This window comes from Campylobacter lari (genome assembly GCF_001017575.1).
Lineage (GTDB): Bacteria > Campylobacterota > Campylobacteria > Campylobacterales > Campylobacteraceae > Campylobacter_D > Campylobacter_D lari_C.
The window spans coordinates 331,732-349,397 of the sequence record NZ_CP011372.1; the positions used below are offsets into that span (position 1 = coordinate 331,732).

A 17,666-nucleotide genomic window follows, 5' to 3' on the forward strand; every position below is an offset into this window, starting at 1 on the left:
AATGGAGGTTGTTCAAATTAATACTCAAATTGCGATAATGTTTGTCGCATATTCAGCATTAATGCTTTTTATCGGATTTTATTTTTATAAACAAAATAAAAATTCAGAGGACTATTTTTTAGGTGGTCGTTCTATGGGACCAGTGGTTTCAGCACTTAGTGCTGGAGCTTCTGATATGAGCGGTTGGCTTTTAATGGGTTTACCAGGAGCGTTATATGTAAGTGGTTTGGCTGAAAGTTATATTGCAATAGGTCTTAGTATAGGAGCGTTTTTAAACTGGGCTTTTGTAGCAAAAAGACTTAGAATTTATACTAGTGTGATTGCAAATTCTATTACAATTCCAGATTATTTTGAAACAAGGTTTGATGATGATAAGCATATATTAAGAGTGGTTTGCGCTATTGTTATTTTAATTTTCTTTACTTTTTATGTTTCTTCAGGACTTGTAGGTGGAGCAAAACTTTTTGAAGCAACTTTTGGAATTCAATATGATTATGCTTTAACTACAGGAACTGTTATTATAGTTGCTTATACATTTTTAGGTGGATATAAGGCAGTTTGTTGGACGGATTTGATTCAAGGTTTATTAATGATGAGTGCTTTGATTGTTGTGCCTATAGTGATGATTTATCATTTAGGTGGCTTTAGTGAAGCTGTTAATATAGTCAAAGAAATTAAGCCAAATACTTTTTCTATGGGAGAAGGATTAAGCTTTTTAGGTATAGTTTCAGCGCTTTCATGGGGACTTGGATATTTTGGTCAGCCACATATTTTGGTGCGTTTTATGTCTATAAGATCAACCAAAGATATTCCAACTGCTACTTTTGTAGGAATTTCTTGGATGGTTATATCTTTAATAGGTGCTTGTTTGATAGGTATTTTAGGTATAGCTTATGTGAGTAAATTTGAGCTTAGTTTGCAAGATCCTGAAAAGATTTTTATCGTAATGTCACAATTGCTTTTTAATCCTTGGATAGCAGGTATTTTACTTAGTGCTATTTTAGCAGCTATTATGAGTACAGCAAGTTCGCAATTACTTGTTTCAAGTTCAACTATAGCAGAAGATTTTTATAAAAGAATTTTTAATAAAGAAGCATCTAATAAAACAGTGATGACTTTGGGTAGATTTGGTGTTTTAGCAGTAGCTGTGATAGCTTTTATCATTTCTACTGATAAAAACTCAAGTGTATTAAGTATAGTAGCTTATGCTTGGGCGGGATTTGGAGCAAGTTTTGGTTCTGTAATGCTCTTTTCGTTATTTTGGTCAAAAATGACAAGATACGCTGCTATTGCAGGTATGATTACCGGTGCAGTTGTGGTTGTAGCATATAAAAATTTCTTAGCTGAGTGGCTTAATTTTCCTATATATGAAATTATTCCAGGATTTTTAGCTGCTTCTGTTGTGATTGTTTTAGTGAGCTTGGTTACAAAAGTTCGTCCAGGAACTAAAGCAGCTTATGAAACAATGTTAAAACATCTTTAATATATTCAAAAGCCTTTAAGGCTTTTGAATTAAAAATCTAAGCGTTGGGCCATCTTGATTTATTTCTAGAATTTCAAAACCACGATTTTTAGCATCTTGAGGTATAGAATTGATACTTTGCGGACAGTCGCATAAAATTTCTAAAACTTCACCTGATTTTAGTTCTTTTAAGGCATCAATAGTAGCTATAGCAGGGTATGGACAAGCTTCACCTTCTAAATTTAAACTATAATGAATAATCATATTTTTCCTTTTTTATTTTGTTTAAAAAAGAATGATTTTTTAAACTTTAATATAAATAAAAATAAAATTGCAAATAAAGTTAAATTGATTACTAAACCATTAAAATAACCAAATTCATTTAAAAGATGAATCTTTACTCCATCTGTTAAGAAATTTGGAAAATAATCGTAGCTTAAAGCTAATATCATAGTGCCAATAATATTTGCAATACCCACTATAATAAAATGACTTTGTCCTTCACAAGCTCGATACATCCAGCCACACTCGCATCCTCCGGCAAAAACTATCCCAAAGCCAAATAAAAAAGCACCTAAAGCAATATTTGGTGATATTTCTATTATTTTGCTAGTGTGTCCTTGTAAGATAAATGCAAAAGCTATTAAGCAAGCTATAATCATACCTATTAAAGCACCTTTTATAGCATTGTCTCTACCAAATAAAAATAAATCTCTAAAGCAAGAAGTAAAGCAAATTTGAGCTCTAGATATGATAAAACCAAAAACAAAGCCAAATATTAACGCTAAAGGAAGAATGCTTTCTTTGTTGTTAATATTTAAAGGTTGTTTTTGTAGTATAAGTACAACATAAGTTATAAAAATTATAAATACACCAAGTCCTATATAAAAATATATCTTTGCGGTTTTATTGTGTGTTTTTAATGGTTGGTTTTCTTTACAAACACGTTGTAATTTGGCTTTTGGTTTAAAAGGTGATAGATTGCAAACTTTAACAGCTAAATAAATCCCTAAAATCATAAATAAAGTAAAAACCCAAGTATGTAAAGAAAAATAAGGCAAGCCTGTAAAAAAATTTGCCAAGTTACATCCAAAGGCAAGTCTTGCGCCAAAACCAGATAAAATTCCACCTATAATAGCTTGAAAAATTCGAATTTTGCTAGCAGGTAAGCGCCATTTGAATTTATTTGCTAAAAATGCAGCGCTTAAACACCCTATAAACATACCTATAAGCATAATACCATCAATTCTTGTTAAGGGAGTACCGTTTAAATTTTGCTTTTGATAATAAGAATAAGAGCTTAAGTCTATACCAAAAAATTCTAAAAACTCTCCACCCCAGCGTGTCATTTCGCCAGTGACTGCCCAAACACTACCAAAAATTCCAAAATAAATAGCACTTAAAATTCCAAGCATAATCATGCCTTTGGAATTATCCCAAAAATTTATAAAAAAAGATTGTTTGAAAGAATGCATTGTTGTATCCAAAAATTGTGATTGTCAAAACTTGACACTAAAATAAAAACTACTATTATAACTAAGAATTTTGATAATAAAATAAAACAAAACCACTTATAACTTTAAGTATTTAATTTTTGTTTTAATTAAAAATATTAAGATATAATATATTTTTTGGAAGGTTAGCTTATCTGGTGATGGCCACTGACTTCAAATCAGATGAAAGGGTAGTTGACTACTTTTTGGGGAGTTCGATTCTCTCACCTTCTCGCCAAATTTAAGTCAAAATGGAGTTTTTATGAGTAAAGCAGATATTGTCGTTGGTATCCAATGGGGTGATGAGGGTAAAGGTAAGATAGTTGATAAACTATGCGAAAATTATGATTATGTTTGCAGGAGTGCAGGTGGACATAATGCAGGTCACACTATATGGGTTGATGGTATAAGATATGCTTTACATTTAATGCCATCAGGTGTTTTAAATAAGCAATGTATTAATGTTATAGGAAATGGGGTTGTGGTTAATCCTGATGTATTAATTAGTGAAATGGCTCAATTTGAAAATTTAGAAGGAAGATTATTTATAAGTGATAGGGCTCATTTAAATTTAAACCACCATGCTTTAATTGATCAAGCAAGAGAAAGACTTAAAGGCGATAAAGCTATAGGTACAACAGGCAAAGGTATAGGACCAAGTTATGAAGATAAAATAAGTCGTAATGGACATAGAGTAGGGGAGTTGCTGGAGCCTGAAAAACTTTGTGAAAATTTAATGAAAGATTTTGAACTTAAAAAAACTTATTTTGATGCTTTGGGTATCGCAATGCCTAGTTATGATGAAATCTTAAAAGATTTAAAACGCTTTAAAGAGGTATTGGCACCATATATTACAGATACTACAAGAATGCTTTGGAAAGCTTTAGATGAGGATAAAAAAGTATTATTAGAAGGTGCGCAAGGATCAATGCTTGATATTGACCATGGAACTTATCCTTATGTTACTAGTTCAACAACTATTTCAGCTGGAGCTTTAAGTGGTTTGGGGTTAAATCCAAAAGAAATTGGAAAAGTTATAGGTATAGTAAAAGCTTATACAACAAGAGTGGGAAATGGAGCTTTTCCAAGTGAAGATTTAGGTGAAGATGGTGAAAAAATAGGGCTTATTGGTAAAGAAATCGGTGTAAGTACAGGTAGAAAAAGAAGATGTGGTTGGTTTGATGCGGTTGCGGTAAGATATACCGCAAGATTAAATGGCTTAGATACTTTATCATTAATGAAACTTGATGTATTAGATGGTTTTGAAAGTGTTAAAATTTGTAAAGCTTATGAGTATAAGGGACAAGAAATAGATTATGTACCTTGTGATTTAGAAAATGCTAAACCTATTTATGAAGTAATGGAAGGTTGGGACAAAGTTGCAGGGATTAGGGATTATGATTTGTTACCTGAAAATGCCAAAAAATACATTAAACGTTTAGAAGAATTAAGTGGTGTTAAAGTAGGCTATATCTCTACAAGCCCTGAAAGAGAAGATACTATCATTTTATGAAAAGCAAATATTCTTCTGTGATTAAGCTTAGAAAACAACAGCTTGATAAAGCAGAAGCAAATTTAACCAAAACAAGACAAAAGCTTTTGCAGTGTGAAGAAGAGCTTAAAGAAGCCTCAAAAACTTGCGAAAGCTTAACTTTGGCCGAAAAGGGTTCGATAGCTTTGTTAAGATCGTCTTTAAAAATGCAAGAAATCGCAAGAGAGGGCAAGCAAAGAGTTAAACAAAAATTAGATTTAACCAAAAAAGAATTAGCGCACCATCAGCATTTATATAAAAAAGCTCATTTGGAATTTGAAAAAATCAAAGTTTTAGAAAATGAAGAATTAAAAAAGATTCAAAAGGCTTTACAAAAAGAAGAGGAAAAATTTATAGACGAGCTTGCTATAACAAGACATTTTAATAAGGATAAATAATGAAAAAAATAATATTTTTATTAATTTTTTTAAATTTTGTAAATGCACAGCAAAATTGCGAGCAATATTTTGAAGCAAGAAAAGAGCAAATGCAAGAACAAATTAGAGAATATGATGAAGCAAAACAGAGCTTGGAAGCTTATAGAGCATCTTTTGAAGCTTTACAAAAAGAAAAAATGCAAGCTTTAATACAAAAAGAAGCTGATATTAATGCAAGTTTAGAACAAATTAAAAGCCTAAAAGAACAAAATGAGCGTATATTAGAAGCGACTAGGCAAAATCTTCAAGCGATTAATGATAAAACCATGGGGCGTATTACAGAAATCTATGCAAAAATGAAAGATGTGGCTGTTGCAGGTATATTAAGTGAAATGGAACCTGATGAAGCTTCAAAAATTCTACTTTCATTAGATCCTAGAAAAATTTCATCTATTATGGCAAAAATGGAACCTAAAAAAGCTTCGGATTTAACACTGCTTTTGAAAAATTTAGATCAAAATGCAAGTTCGCAGTAAGTTTTAAGCAGTTTTTACCTTTTTTTTAGTATTATTTCAATAAAAATAAAAAGGTGAATAAATGCGTATCAAACCAGCTCACATACCTTATATAGCAAATAAAATAATACTTGATTTAATGCACTCTTCTTTTGTAAAAATTAAAGATGATAGTCAAAAGCTTTTAAAAATAGCAAAAGAAATTATAGAAATAGATGTTTTAAATGAACGTAAGCTTGATGAAAAGGCAAAAGAGCTTTTAGAAAGTCAAGAAGATGAAATTGAGTTTATGCAAATAGATAGAAAAAGTATGTTTTGGATGATTAAGAAAAAATTGGCAAATGAGTTTAAATTTATGCTTGATAGTGAAGATAGATACAATAACCTTTCTCACAAAATTTTAGAAAATTTAGTAGAAGAAGATTTGATAAATTACAATGTATCAGAAAATCGTGTGAAAAATCTCATTTTCTCGAGTATTATGTCTTATTTAAAAGAGTATGAAAATTTAGAAGATTTGGTTTATGAAAAAATTTCAAATTATAAAAGAAAGCTTATCCCAGGTTCTGAGGAATATGAATTAGTATTTGAAAAGCTTTACCAAGAAGAGCTTAGAAAAAAGGGACTTTTATGAAAGCATATATTTATATAGAAAACGATGTTTTTTTAAGCGCAAAAGCTTTTGGAGAAGGTGGAACTTTTTTTGGCGAACTTGTTTTTAATACCTCTTTAACTGGTTATCAAGAGATTATTTCTGATCCTTCATATGCGGGTCAATTTGTAGTTTTTTCAATGCCAGAAATTGGTATAGTTGGTGTTAATGATGAGGATAACGAAAGCAAAGAAGTTTTTGCTAGCGGCATGATTATAAGAGAGCTAAATGAAGATTATTCAAATTTTAGAGCCAATGATTCTTTGAGTGCTTATTTAAAAAAACATGGAAAAATAGGACTTTGCGAAATTGATACTAGATTTTTAGTTAAAATGATTAGAGATCAAGGAAATTTAAGAGCTGTTATTTCTACTGAAATCAAAGACAAAGAAGAACTTAAGAAAATGCTTCTTTCTAGTGCTAAAATTGATGAGGTAAATTATGTAGCTCAAGTTAGCACTAAAAACTCTTATAAGCATAGTAAAGGTGCTTGGGATCATAGTAAAAAAGCTTATGAGAACGTAAAAGCAAGTGGTAAAAAAGTAGCTGTGATTGATTATGGTGTAAAAGAAAATATTTTAAATGAGCTTGTAAGCGTAGGACTTGAAGTAGAAGTTTTTCCTTATAATACCAAGGCAAAAGATTTGATTGATTTATATCAAAAAGGTGTAATTCATGGGGTGTTTTTATCCAATGGGCCAGGTGAGCCAAGAATTTTAAAAAATGAAATTGCAGAGATTAAAAAATTAGCAGAAGCAAGAATTCCTATGCTAGGTATTTGTTTGGGGCACCAACTTCTAAGTAATGCTTTTGGTTATGAAACTTATAAGATGAAATTTGGTCAACACGGTGCAAATCATCCAGTAATCAATCTTACAAATAACACAGTAGAAATTACAGCACAAAATCACAACTATAATGTTCCTGAAGAAATAGCAGAGGTTGCAACAATTACCCATAGAAATTTATTTGGTGATAATGTAGAGGGTGTAAGATATAAAAATTATCCTATTATATCAGTACAGCACCATCCAGAAAGCTCATCAGGGCCACATGAGAGCAAGTATATTTTTAAAGAATTTTTAGAGCTTTTGTGAATTTAGATTTTATTGCTTTAGCGAGTATAGCTTTTCTTTCGAGCTTTGGACATTGCTATGGAATGTGTGGAGGCTTTGTTTTAGCTTATACTCAGCTTTCAAAGCAAATCAAACTTCCTTTTTCTCTTTTGATTTTCTCTTATCATTTATCTCGAATTTTTGCTTATGTTTGCTTAGGTGTATTTTTTGGAATTTTTGGAAATTTATTTTCTTTTAATGAATTTGCAAAAGGTGTAATGTTTTTTATTATTGGGCTTTTTATGATGATTTTGGCTTGTGCTTTAATTTTTAAAGGAAAATTGTTAGTTTTTTTTGAAAGCTCTTTAATTTTTGATTATGTCATTAAAAAAAGCATTTCAAGATTAATTCAAAACAAGTCTTTAAAAAGTACTATTTTTTTAGGCTTTTTAAATGGCTTTGTGCCTTGTGGCTTAGTATATTTTTATATAGCTTTTGGAATGAGTGTACAAAATGTTTATTTAGCAGCATTGATTATGCTTGTTTTTGGACTTTCAACCTTGCCTGCATTGGTATTTTTTGCTTATTTTTCTAAAACACTGAGTGAAAAATTCCAAAAAACAGCTAGTTTGATTTCTTACTTATTAATCTTTTTATATGGAGTGTATTTTTCATATACAGGCTTTATGCTTACAAGGTAATTTATTAACAGATAATTAATAAACATAATTTTTAAGCTAAAAAAGATATTAGTTATCATATAATATAAAGATTGCATAATTGCAGAAAAAAAATTAAGGAGAGGAAATGCACCCAGGAAATGCATTAAACTATGACTATACGGTCGCTAAATATTTTATGTTTGCTACCTTATTGTTTGGTGTTATTGGTATGGCTATTGGAACGCTTATTGCCTTTCAAATGGCTTATCCGGATTTAAACTATTTAGCTGGTGAGTATGGTACTTTTTCAAGACTTAGACCATTACACACTTCAGGTGTAATTTTTGGTTTTATGCTCTCAGGAATTTGGGCTACTTGGTATTATATTGGTCAACGTGTGCTAAAAGTTAGTATGGCAGAATCAAGCTTTTTAATGTTTATTGGTAAATTGCATTTTTGGCTTTATATGATCACTATGATTATAGCTGTTATCACTTTATTTGCAGGTGTTAGTACTTCAAAAGAATACGCAGAACTTGAATGGCCACTTGATATATTGGTAGTTTTAGTTTGGGTTTTATGGGGTGTAAGTATTTTTGGGCTTATCGGAATTCGCCGTGAAAAAACTTTATATGTTTCACTTTGGTATTATATAGCTACCTTCTTAGGTATAGCAATGCTTTATCTATTTAATAATATGGCTGTACCAACATACTTTGTAAGTGGAATGGGTGATTGGTGGCATAGTGTTTCTATGTATGCAGGAACAAATGATGCATTAGTTCAATGGTGGTATGGACACAATGCTGTTGCATTTGTATTCACTGTTGGTATTATTGCTCAAATTTATTATTTCTTACCAAAAGAAAGCGGTCAGCCAATTTTCTCTTATAAATTATCTTTATTTGCGTTTTGGGGCTTAATGTTTGTTTATCTATGGGCAGGTGGACACCATTTAATTTATTCTACTGTACCTGATTGGATGCAAACTATGGGCTCAGTTTTCTCAATTGTTCTTATTTTACCTTCTTGGGGTTCAGCAATTAATATCTTGCTTACTATGAAAGGTGAGTGGAGTCAATTAAGAGAAAGTCCATTGATTAAATTTATGATTTTAGCTTCAACTTTCTACATGTTCTCAACTTTAGAAGGTCCTATTCTTTCTATTAAATCAGTTAATGCGTTGGCACACTTTACAGATTGGATTCCAGGTCACGTTCATGATGGTACTTTAGGTTGGGTTGGCTTTATGACTATGGCTGCGCTTTATCACATGGTACCTAGAATGTTTAAAAGAGAGCTATATAGCAAATCATTAATGGAGGCTCAATTTTGGATTCAAACCACAGGTATAGTACTATATTTTAGTTCTATGTGGATAGCAGGTATTACTCAAGGTATGATGTGGAGAGCTACAGATGAGTATGGTAACTTACTTTATACTTTCATCGATACTGTTGAAGCTATTATTCCTTATTATTGGATTAGAGCTGTGGGTGGCTTGTTATACTTAGTAGGATTTTTCATGTTTGTTTATAATATTTATAAATCAATTTCAGTGGGTAGAGTGCTTGATAAAGAACCAAAAAGTGCTTCACCTATGGCAGCATAAGGAGGAAAAATATGTTTAGTTGGTTAGAAAAAAATCCATTCTTTTTTGCTGTAGCAGTATTTATTGTAATTGCATATGCAGGTATTGTGGAGGTTTTACCTGATTTTGCACAAAATGCAAGACCAATTGAAGGTAAAAAACCTTACACTGTTTTACAACTTGCAGGACGTCATGCTTATATTAAAGAAAGTTGTAATGCATGCCATTCGCAACTTATTCGTCCTTTTAAATCAGAAACAGATCGTTATGGTATGTATTCAGTTAGCGGTGAATATGCTTATGATAGACCATTTTTATGGGGTTCAAAAAGAACAGGACCTGATTTATTGCGTGTAGGAAATTTTAGAACCACTGATTGGCATGAAAATCATATGTGGGATCCAGTATCTGTAGTACCTGGTTCTATTATGCCAGCCTATAAGCATATGTTTAGTAATAATGCAAACATAGAAACAGCTTATGCGGAAGCACTAACTGTAAAAAAAGTTTTCAATGTACCTTATGATGCTGAAAATGGTACAAAACTTGGCACTTGGGAAGAAGCTCAAGCAGAAGTTAAGGCAGAAGCTCAAGCTATAGTAGATCAAATGAAAAACCAAGATGTTAAAGATGCGTTTGCTAGAGGTGAAATTAGAGAAATTGTAGCTATAATCGCGTATCTTAATAGCTTAAAATAGGAAAAACTATGGATTTAGAACTAATAAGAGAGCTACAGGCTTATGGTTTTTTTGCTCTTGTAGTATTTTTAGTGGTGGTTTTGTATTCTTATTGGTTTCATTTGTATAGATCTGAAAAGACAGGTAGAAGAAACTATGAAAAATACGCTGATTTAGCACTGCATGATGAAATCAGCGATCGTGTTTTAGAGCAAAATAAAAGGAGTGCTTAATGCAATGGTTGAATTTACAAGATAATGTTAATTTGTTATCTTTTATTGGAGCAATTCTTATCATCTTGATTACACTAGTTGTGGTAGGAAAATTGTTTAAAAGTATGAAAGAAGAAAAAAGCCAAGGCGAACTAAGTGAGCATAGTTGGGATGGTATAGGCGAGTTTAAAAATCCTATACCACTTGGCTGGGCTGTTGTATTTTTCTTGGCTATAGTGTGGTGTATATGGTATTTTCTTTGGGGATATCCTTTAAATAGCTATTCTCAAATTGGTGAGTATAACAAAGAAGTGCAAGCACATAATGAGAAATTTGCGCAGAAATTTGCAAATTTAAGTGCACAAGATAAACAAGAAATGGGTAAAAATATTTTCTTGGTTCAATGTTCTTCTTGTCATGGAATTACCGGTGATGGTATTAATGGAAAAGCACAAAATCTTAATATTTGGGGCTCAGAAGAAGGACTTATAGAAGTAATTACTAAAGGTTCTAAAGGTATGAATTATCCTATGGGCGAGATGTTAAGCTCAGCGGATAATGGTATAGATGAAGCTGATATTCCTGCAATTGCAGCTTATGTTGCTTCTGAAATTTCAGCGATTAAAAAAACTGAAAATCCTCAACTTATAGCAAAAGGAAAAGAACTTTTTGTAACTTGTACAGTATGTCATGGTGAAGATGGAAAAGGAACTATTGATGGTCAGTTAGTAGCTCCAGATTTAACAAAATATGGCAGTGCTGAATTTGTAGTAGATGTTTTAAATCGTGGTAAAGCAGGAAGTATAGGGGTAATGCCTCATTTTAACAATGGGTTGTTAAATGAGCTTCAAAAAGAAGCAGTTAGTGAATATGTGATTTCTCTTTCAAGGGGTGAATAATGGAAAATTCAAATAGATGTGTATTTTCACTTTCAGGCGTTAGTGGAATGTTAATAGCAACTGTTTTATTGTTATCGATTTTAGCTGGACTTACTGTTTGGGGTCTTAAAACTCAGCAAGATGTTATGCAAAAACCTTATAAAATAGAAAATGCAGAGCAAATTAAAATGTTTGACTCTAAAAGAGAAGAACATATCATCATAAAGGAATGATTATGGCAAAAGTTCTTGAATACTTAATCATAGCTGGCTTAGTTGTAGCAGCAGGAATTACTGCTTGGTCGGTTTTAACTGTAAATCATCTTTTTATAGGATGAAAAATATATTTAAAGGCGGTTTTTTAACCGCCATCTTTATTTGTTTTACTAATTTCTTGCATGCTGAAATATTATTAAATGATAACATCTTAAACACTGCAATAGAACAAAACATCACTTTAAGTTCGAAACAAATTCATGAGTTAACTGGTGTGAATATCGCTTTAGCCTTAAGTGATAAGAAAGATTTTGAAAGTTTAAAAAGCTATGAAGCTAATTTGAGTAAACCATATATTTTACTTGTTTTTTCCAAAGCTTCGCATAAGGTAGATATACTTGCAAGTGATGATGCTATGAAGTATTTTGATAAAGAAGGTGTTTTAAGTCCTTATCCTGAAAAAGGAACGATTTTACCTATACTTGCAAATCCTAAACAAAAAGATATTTATAATGCTGCTATTTTAAATGGTTATGCAGATATTGCCGATCAAGTGGCAAATCATTTTAATATAAAGCCTTTTTATGGAAACTCAAACCGTGATACTTTAAATATCATGAGAATTTTAATTTATGGCTTTTTATGTGTTGCAATTTTAATGCTAGTTCAAAGAAAAATCAAAAGGAGAAAATAAAAATGGAAAATAAGAAAACATTTTGGCCTTATGGTATTTTGATTTCTTTGGGGCTTATTGTTACAGCTTGTATTGTTACGATTTTTATTGCAAGCAAAGCCCCTGTGTATGAAGATAATTTTTATTTTGATTCTTATCAAAATGTTGAGTTAAATTATAATGAAATTCAAAACAGACAAAAGACTTTTGATGAAAATTTTAAGCTAAGCATTAAAGATAAAGAAAGCTTTGTGCATAAGAAAAATAAAGTTTATTATATCAATGAAGGGCAAAATGAGCTGAGAATTGCTATTGAAAATTTAAAAGATTATGACTTAAGTAAGCTTCAAATTCAAACTTTACTTTCACGCCCACATACAAATGAAAATGATGAAAATTTACAAGCAAGATTAGAAGGAAGTGATTTGGTGTTTGATTTTAATATCAAAGAAAAAGGTGTTTGGCAAATACTTTTAAAAATCGCTCAAGATGAAAATAGTGTAGGATTTTTTAAATTCTTTTTACAAACTAGATAATGAAACTTTTTGTATTTAGCTCACTAAGAGCTTTAAGAAAATATTATGAGAAAAAACTACAGATTGATAGTTTAGTAGAACCGGCTATGAGTATAGCCGAATTTATGCAAAAATTAGTTTTTTCTCCATATTTTCAAGCAACTCATTATGAATGTTTGCTTTTGATGAAAAAGGCTTGCGAGCAAACTAAAAATTTAGAGCAAAGTTTAAAAATACCGAGTAATTTTTTTGCTTTCTTAAAGAATAATGCTTATTTATTTAGTTTCTTTAAAGAGCTTAGTTTAGAAAAAAAAGATATCAACTCATTAAAATTTCACGATGCTTATGCTCAGTATGATGAGCATTTGCAAATTTTAGAAGAGCTTTTTAAAAATTATCTTGCTTTATTAAAAGAACAAAATTTATATGATGATATTTCTTTGCCACTAGATTATGAAATTAATAATGATTTTTTAAAAAATTATGATGAGATTGTTTTTGATTTTCAAGGTTTTTTAAATGCTTTTGAAGTAGAGCTTTTGTTAAAAGTTAAGGAAATACTTCCTCTTAAAGTACAGTTTAATTGCACTAAATTTAATAAAGATTTTTTAAATACTCTTAGCTTTTTACAAGGACTTTCTCTTAAAGAAAATTATGCTTATTTGTTTGATGTAAATCAAAAAACAATTTTAAAAGAAGAGTGCTTTTTTAAAGAAAGTAAGATTAGTTATAAAAGTTTTCACTTAAGATCTTTACAAGCTGCTTTTGTTTTTGAAAAAATTAATTCTTTTTTAAAAGCGGGTATTTGTGCAAAAGATATTGTAGTGATTACTCCTGATGAGAATTTTGTAGATATTTTAAGACTTTATGATAAAAATAATGTTTTAAACTATGCAAGTGGAGAAAGTATTAAAAACACACTTTTTTATCATAGATTAAAGTCTTTATATGAAAGTGCTCAAGATGATGAGTTTGAGTATGATGAAAATGAAGATTTTTATGAAAGGTGTAATTTAAATAAACATTTGTGCAATTTACACTTTTTTTCTTCTAATGTTGATTTTACAGAGTTTAAAAAGCTTTTTGATGAAAATATTTCTTATGATTTTTTTGAGAATTTTATTTTTAATTTGCTAGAAGATAGTGAAGAGGAATTAAAAAATTATATACATCAAGAGCTTGTTTTTATCAAAGAGCTTATAAAAACACACAAGTTAAGCTTTGTGCAAATTTTAGAATTATTTTTTATGCAAATTGATGGTATAAAATTAAGCAGTGTTGGTGGTGGTGAAGTTACTGTAATGGGACTTTTAGAAAGTAGGGGACTTAGATATGATGGGGTAATTATAGTTGATTTTAATGATGAGTTTATCCCAAAAAGAGTTTCAAGCGAGTTATTTTTAAATAATGAAATTCGTAAAAAAGCAGGACTTATCACTCATGCTCAAAGAGAAAATTTACAAAGACATTATTATTATACTTTAATAGCCAAGGCAAAATTAGTTGGAATTTCTTATGTAGAAAATGAAGAAAAAATCAAATCAAGATTTTTAAATGAACTTGAACTTCCACTTTATGAAGATAAAACTTATAGCAATAATGCTTATGTGAAATATTTTCAAACTTATCCATGTACTTTTAACCTTGAACCTATTGTAAGTATTAAAGCAAAACACGATTATTTTCAAAGCGATCTTTCTTTTTCAAGATTTCATCTTCTTGTGTATTATGGTTTGGATTATTATTATAAGTATGTTTTAAGATTAAAAGAGCCAAAGACTTTAGATGATACACTTAGAGCAAATGAGTTGGGGAGTTTTATCCATAAGGCTTTAGAGCTTTATTATACACAAAAATCTAAAAATCATTTTGATTATGAAGTTTTTATGCAAGTGGCAAAAAGCATTAAGCAATACCGAGTTGATGCACTAAATTTAGCTTTAATACAAACTATATTTAAAGAATTTCAAACACTTGAAAATGAGCATTTTAAGCAAGGTTATGTGGTAGAAAAATGTGAATTTAATCCACCAAGAAAAGAATTTATTGCAGAAAATGGAGTGAAAATTTATACCATAGGCTTTTTAGATAGAGTAGATAATAATGGCAATGAAAGATTGATTATAGATTATAAAAGTGGCAAGGCAGATGAAAAGTCTTATCAACTTGCTTTTTATAAGTTTTTATTAGAAAGTCAAAATGCCTTATTAAATACAAAAGCTTGTTTTTATGATCTTAAAAATATCAAAATCATACATGAAAATGCTAAAAGTAAGAGCGTACAAGAACTGAAAGATTTACTTAATGAGCTTGCTAAAGAACCTTTGGAAAAAGAATTTTTTAATCAAAAAAATGACAATACCTATAGCCCTTATACCATGCTTTATAAAAAGGAGTTTAAGCTTTGAGTTATCATTTTAAGCCTTTTTTAGCTTTGGAAGCTAGCGCAGGAAGTGGAAAAACTTTTGCATTAAGTGTGCGTTTTGTAGCTTTGGTTTTAATGGGAGCTAAGATTAATGAAATTTTAGCCCTTACTTTTACTAATAAAGCTACAAGTGAAATGAAAGAAAGAGTTTTTAAAACCTTTTTAGAATTTGATGTGCTTGAAAATGGAGAAAATAAAGCAGAGTGTAATGAGCTTATGAAAATGCTAGGTAAAAGCAAAGATGAGCTTATAGCTTTAAGAGAAAAATATAAAGAGGAATTTTTAAGATCCAAGCTTAATATCTACACTTTTGACAGCTTTTTTTCGCAAATTATTCGTTCTTTTGCTTTAAATTTAGGTCTTATGAGTGATTTTGACATTATAGAAAGTCAAGATAGTTATAAAAATTTCATCGCTAAATTAGACGAAGAAGAATTAAGGGCTTTGGCTTATTACATTGTCCAAACAAAAAGTAAAAATGATTTTTTACAAAATCTTGAAAGCTTGTATGAAAGATCTTGTGAGATAAAATCTATACAAAATGCACATTTTCCAAATAAAACTTTTTTAGAAAAAAGCTTAAGTGAGTTTATAGCTTATGCAAGAAATTTAAGCACAGATAAAAACTATCAAAAAAATTTCGAATTTGAAAACATAGAAGATTTCTTTACTAAACCTATCATCTGTGATTTAGATAAAAAATATTTTGTAAAAGTCATCGATAGTGAATTTTTACAAAAAAGAGCAGAGTTTTTACAAAGCGCAAAAGAGTATTTTACTCAAATGGAAAATTACCGCATAAGTATGCTTGCAAAGCTTTTGAAGCATTTTAAAGAAGCAAGAAATGAAAACAATGCCAAGCAAAATGCATTGACTTTTTCAGATATAGCTTTAAAAACTTATGAGTTAATTAGTGATGAAACTAATAAAGATTTGATTTATTTTAGGCTTGATGGCTATATTTCGCATTTATTAATCGACGAATTTCAAGATACTAATGTTTTGCAGTATCAAATTTTAAAACCCATCATTGCTGAGCTTGTTTCAGGTGAGGGAGCGAAAAAAAACAGAAGCTTTTTTTATGTAGGAGATAAAAAGCAAAGTATATATGGTTTTAGAGGGGGTAAAAAAGAGCTTTTTGATAAGCTTTTAAAAGACTTTCCGCAAATTAAATTAGAGCATTTAGATACTAATTATCGCAGTAAAAAAATCATTGTTGATTATGTAAATGAAGTTTTTAAAGATAAATTTTTTGATAGCTTTTTAAATCCTAGCTTTACTTTGCAAAAAAGCATTAAAGAAGGTGGATATGTGGAAGTTTTGCAAAATCATATCCCACCAAAAAGTTCTTTGCATGAAGCAAGTGGTAAAGAAGTTTTAAAGATCATTCAAAAGCTTTTAGAAAAAGGCATAAAGCTTAGTGAAATTTGCATTTTGGTGTGGATTAATAAAGATGCTACTTTAATGAAAGAATTTCTTGAAGAAAATAACATTAAAGCTTATACGCAAAGCAATGTAGCTTTGATGGATTGTATTAGCGTAAGAGTGCTTTTTGAGTATGCAAAGGCTTGTGTGCTTAAAGATGAGTTTAGCTTGTACTTTGCAAGTAGTATTTTAGAAAAAGAACTTGAGCTTATAACACTTGATTTAAACCGTAGTGTAAGTGAGATTTTAAAATACTTAGTACATGTTTTAAAGCTTGATTTAAGCGATGTTAATCTCATCGCATACTTAGAGTATGCAAGCACTTTTGATAATTTCTTTGATTTTTTATTTGCTCCATGTGAGCTAAAGTCTTTGCAAGCTCAAGATGATGGAGTAAGTATTATGACCGTGCATAAGTCTAAGGGGCTTGAATTTGAAAATTTAATCGTACTTGATAGACTTAGTAAAAAAGCTCCAGATAATGAAACTTTAATGTTTGAGTATGATTTAGAGCAAGGTTGGGAAGTAAAATACCGACACAGTGCTAGAAAATATCTTGAAGATGAAAATTACAATGCCTTTTTAGCTAAAAGAGAAAAACTTCAAGCAGAAGATGAGATAAATTGTCTATATGTAGCCCTTACCAGAGCTAAAAACTCTCTTTTTATTGTAAAAAACGATGAGAGTTTTAAAACCTTTAAGAGCTATTTTCAAGACTATGAAGAAAAACAAATAGGCATTATAGAAGAACAGCTTATTCAAACAAATGAGCCTTTAGAAAATTTAGAACAAATAGAGAGCTTTGAAGAATTTCAAAAGGTAAATTTGCAAGAAGTTAAAGTAAAAAGTCATCTTTCAAGCACGCAAATACATTTTGGCTTGGCTTTGCATGAGTTTTTGCAATATTTTGACTTTAACACTAAAAGTAATTTTGAATTTTGCAAGCAAATGGTGTATAAAAAATATCGTTTTTACTTAGATGATGAAGGTTTTAATGAGCTTTTTAAAAGACTTACTATGCTTTTAAAAGATGAGAGCTTTAACGCGCTTTTAGTGGGTAAAAAGCTACTAAAAGAGCAAATCATCACTTATAAAGGCGAACAAAAACAACTTGATATGCTTGCATTTGATGATAATGAAGCCATCATTATAGACTATAAAACAGGCTTAAATTTAAACGAGCATAAGAAGCAAGTTTTACTTTACAAAGAAGCCATAGAAAAAATCTTAGCCAAGACTTCTACTAAGGCTTTTTTGGTGTATATTTTAAAAAATAAAGTGGAGATAGTGGAGGTTTAAGGAAATTGT

At 30.1% G+C, this 17,666-nt stretch carries 19 protein-coding genes and 1 tRNA gene; 18 read left to right on the top strand and 2 right to left on the bottom strand.

All coding sequences use genetic code 11. The annotated features are described in order from the left end of the window. Nucleotide 1: 1 nt before the first annotated feature. On the top strand, nt 2-1,483 hold the full coding sequence (gene putP, locus CD56_RS01790; protein ID WP_039617615.1) for a sodium/proline symporter PutP: 1,482 nt from the start codon (nt 2-4) through the stop codon (nt 1,481-1,483). Nucleotides 1,484-1,498: 15 nt separating this feature from the next. On the opposite strand, the gene yedF is transcribed toward putP, so the two are convergent. After that, nucleotides 1,499-1,726, bottom strand: a complete 228-nt coding sequence (gene yedF, locus CD56_RS01795; RefSeq protein WP_012661107.1) for a sulfurtransferase-like selenium metabolism protein YedF — start codon at nt 1,724-1,726, stop codon at nt 1,499-1,501. After that, nucleotides 1,723-2,937: a selenium metabolism membrane protein YedE/FdhT gene (gene yedE, locus CD56_RS01800; protein ID WP_047208023.1), complete on the bottom strand. Its 1,215-nt coding sequence runs from the start codon at nt 2,935-2,937 to the stop codon at nt 1,723-1,725. The genes yedF and yedE overlap by 4 nt, the downstream gene beginning before the upstream one ends. Nucleotides 2,938-3,095: 158 nt before the next feature. On the opposite strand from yedE, the gene CD56_RS01805 reads away from it, so the two are divergent. The 17 genes from CD56_RS01805 to CD56_RS01880 all read left to right on the top strand — a co-directional run bounded on the left by CD56_RS01805 (nt 3,096) and on the right by CD56_RS01880 (nt 17,657). Then, nucleotides 3,096-3,193, top strand: a tRNA-Sec gene (locus CD56_RS01805). A gap of 24 nt (nt 3,194-3,217) precedes the next feature. Further along, on the top strand, nt 3,218-4,468 hold the full coding sequence (locus tag CD56_RS01810) for an adenylosuccinate synthase (protein WP_039617620.1): 1,251 nt from the start codon (nt 3,218-3,220) through the stop codon (nt 4,466-4,468). Beyond that, nucleotides 4,465-4,884 carry a flagellar FliJ family protein gene (locus CD56_RS01815; RefSeq protein WP_039617622.1) on the top strand — a complete coding sequence of 140 codons (420 nt, stop codon included), beginning with the start codon at nt 4,465-4,467 and terminating at the stop codon, nt 4,882-4,884. Before CD56_RS01810 ends, CD56_RS01815 begins: the two co-directional genes overlap by 4 nt. Beyond that, on the top strand, nt 4,884-5,399 hold the full coding sequence (locus tag CD56_RS01820; protein ID WP_087689536.1) for a MotE family protein: 516 nt from the start codon (nt 4,884-4,886) through the stop codon (nt 5,397-5,399). The genes CD56_RS01815 and CD56_RS01820 overlap by 1 nt, the downstream gene beginning before the upstream one ends. Before the next feature lie 61 nt (nt 5,400-5,460). Further along, nucleotides 5,461-6,012 carry a DUF507 family protein gene (locus CD56_RS01825; protein WP_039617626.1) on the top strand — a complete coding sequence of 184 codons (552 nt, stop codon included), beginning with the start codon at nt 5,461-5,463 and terminating at the stop codon, nt 6,010-6,012. Continuing rightward, nucleotides 6,009-7,127, top strand: a complete 1,119-nt coding sequence (gene carA, locus CD56_RS01830) for a glutamine-hydrolyzing carbamoyl-phosphate synthase small subunit (protein ID WP_047208024.1) — start codon at nt 6,009-6,011, stop codon at nt 7,125-7,127. Before CD56_RS01825 ends, carA begins: the two co-directional genes overlap by 4 nt. After that, nucleotides 7,124-7,786: a sulfite exporter TauE/SafE family protein gene (locus CD56_RS01835; RefSeq protein WP_047208025.1), complete on the top strand. Its 663-nt coding sequence runs from the start codon at nt 7,124-7,126 to the stop codon at nt 7,784-7,786. The genes carA and CD56_RS01835 overlap by 4 nt, the downstream gene beginning before the upstream one ends. A gap of 106 nt (nt 7,787-7,892) precedes the next feature. Then, entirely contained in the window at nt 7,893-9,359 is a 1,467-nt protein-coding gene (ccoN, locus tag CD56_RS01840) for a cytochrome-c oxidase, cbb3-type subunit I (protein WP_039617631.1), read from the top strand. An 11-nt stretch (nt 9,360-9,370) separates the two neighbouring features. After that, nucleotides 9,371-10,036 carry a cytochrome-c oxidase, cbb3-type subunit II gene (gene ccoO, locus CD56_RS01845; protein WP_039617633.1) on the top strand — a complete coding sequence of 222 codons (666 nt, stop codon included), beginning with the start codon at nt 9,371-9,373 and terminating at the stop codon, nt 10,034-10,036. A gap of 8 nt (nt 10,037-10,044) precedes the next feature. Continuing rightward, on the top strand, nt 10,045-10,248 hold the full coding sequence (locus tag CD56_RS01850; RefSeq protein ID WP_039617636.1) for a cytochrome c oxidase, cbb3-type, CcoQ subunit: 204 nt from the start codon (nt 10,045-10,047) through the stop codon (nt 10,246-10,248). After that, nucleotides 10,248-11,126, top strand: a complete 879-nt coding sequence (ccoP, locus tag CD56_RS01855) for a cytochrome-c oxidase, cbb3-type subunit III (protein WP_047208026.1) — start codon at nt 10,248-10,250, stop codon at nt 11,124-11,126. Before CD56_RS01850 ends, ccoP begins: the two co-directional genes overlap by 1 nt. Further along, complete coding sequence (locus CD56_RS01860) at nt 11,126-11,338, top strand: DUF4006 family protein (RefSeq protein WP_039617641.1); 213 nt, start codon at nt 11,126-11,128, stop codon at nt 11,336-11,338. The genes ccoP and CD56_RS01860 overlap by 1 nt, the downstream gene beginning before the upstream one ends. A 2-nt stretch (nt 11,339-11,340) precedes the next feature. Next, nucleotides 11,341-11,442: a hypothetical protein gene (locus CD56_RS08250; protein ID WP_087685197.1), complete on the top strand. Its 102-nt coding sequence runs from the start codon at nt 11,341-11,343 to the stop codon at nt 11,440-11,442. Continuing rightward, nucleotides 11,439-12,014 carry a hypothetical protein gene (locus CD56_RS01865; protein ID WP_039617643.1) on the top strand — a complete coding sequence of 192 codons (576 nt, stop codon included), beginning with the start codon at nt 11,439-11,441 and terminating at the stop codon, nt 12,012-12,014. Before CD56_RS08250 ends, CD56_RS01865 begins: the two co-directional genes overlap by 4 nt. A 2-nt stretch (nt 12,015-12,016) precedes the next feature. Further along, nucleotides 12,017-12,529, top strand: a complete 513-nt coding sequence (locus tag CD56_RS01870) for a FixH family protein (RefSeq protein ID WP_047208027.1) — start codon at nt 12,017-12,019, stop codon at nt 12,527-12,529. Continuing rightward, complete coding sequence (locus tag CD56_RS01875; protein ID WP_047208028.1) at nt 12,529-14,916, top strand: PD-(D/E)XK nuclease family protein; 2,388 nt, start codon at nt 12,529-12,531, stop codon at nt 14,914-14,916. Before CD56_RS01870 ends, CD56_RS01875 begins: the two co-directional genes overlap by 1 nt. Further along, nucleotides 14,913-17,657: a RecB-like helicase gene (locus CD56_RS01880; protein WP_047208029.1), complete on the top strand. Its 2,745-nt coding sequence runs from the start codon at nt 14,913-14,915 to the stop codon at nt 17,655-17,657. The genes CD56_RS01875 and CD56_RS01880 overlap by 4 nt, the downstream gene beginning before the upstream one ends. Nucleotides 17,658-17,666: the final 9 nt, after the last annotated feature.

What these genes read in the sequence shown, in the direction of transcription:
- putP (WP_039617615.1), top strand. Translation starts at nt 2, where the DNA reads ATGGAGGTTGTTCAAATTAATACTCAAATTGCGATAATGTTTGTCGCA.
- yedF (WP_012661107.1), bottom strand. Translation starts at nt 1,726, where the DNA reads ATGATTATTCATTATAGTTTAAATTTAGAAGGTGAAGCTTGTCCATAC.
- yedE (WP_047208023.1), bottom strand. Translation starts at nt 2,937, where the DNA reads ATGCATTCTTTCAAACAATCTTTTTTTATAAATTTTTGGGATAATTCC.
- CD56_RS01810 (WP_039617620.1), top strand. Translation starts at nt 3,218, where the DNA reads ATGAGTAAAGCAGATATTGTCGTTGGTATCCAATGGGGTGATGAGGGT.
- CD56_RS01815 (WP_039617622.1), top strand. Translation starts at nt 4,465, where the DNA reads ATGAAAAGCAAATATTCTTCTGTGATTAAGCTTAGAAAACAACAGCTT.
- CD56_RS01820 (WP_087689536.1), top strand. Translation starts at nt 4,884, where the DNA reads ATGAAAAAAATAATATTTTTATTAATTTTTTTAAATTTTGTAAATGCA.
- CD56_RS01825 (WP_039617626.1), top strand. Translation starts at nt 5,461, where the DNA reads ATGCGTATCAAACCAGCTCACATACCTTATATAGCAAATAAAATAATA.
- carA (WP_047208024.1), top strand. Translation starts at nt 6,009, where the DNA reads ATGAAAGCATATATTTATATAGAAAACGATGTTTTTTTAAGCGCAAAA.
- ccoN (WP_039617631.1), top strand. Translation starts at nt 7,893, where the DNA reads ATGCACCCAGGAAATGCATTAAACTATGACTATACGGTCGCTAAATAT.
- ccoO (WP_039617633.1), top strand. Translation starts at nt 9,371, where the DNA reads ATGTTTAGTTGGTTAGAAAAAAATCCATTCTTTTTTGCTGTAGCAGTA.
- CD56_RS01850 (WP_039617636.1), top strand. Translation starts at nt 10,045, where the DNA reads ATGGATTTAGAACTAATAAGAGAGCTACAGGCTTATGGTTTTTTTGCT.
- ccoP (WP_047208026.1), top strand. Translation starts at nt 10,248, where the DNA reads ATGCAATGGTTGAATTTACAAGATAATGTTAATTTGTTATCTTTTATT.
- CD56_RS01860 (WP_039617641.1), top strand. Translation starts at nt 11,126, where the DNA reads ATGGAAAATTCAAATAGATGTGTATTTTCACTTTCAGGCGTTAGTGGA.
- CD56_RS08250 (WP_087685197.1), top strand. Translation starts at nt 11,341, where the DNA reads ATGGCAAAAGTTCTTGAATACTTAATCATAGCTGGCTTAGTTGTAGCA.
- CD56_RS01865 (WP_039617643.1), top strand. Translation starts at nt 11,439, where the DNA reads ATGAAAAATATATTTAAAGGCGGTTTTTTAACCGCCATCTTTATTTGT.
- CD56_RS01870 (WP_047208027.1), top strand. Translation starts at nt 12,017, where the DNA reads ATGGAAAATAAGAAAACATTTTGGCCTTATGGTATTTTGATTTCTTTG.
- CD56_RS01875 (WP_047208028.1), top strand. Translation starts at nt 12,529, where the DNA reads ATGAAACTTTTTGTATTTAGCTCACTAAGAGCTTTAAGAAAATATTAT.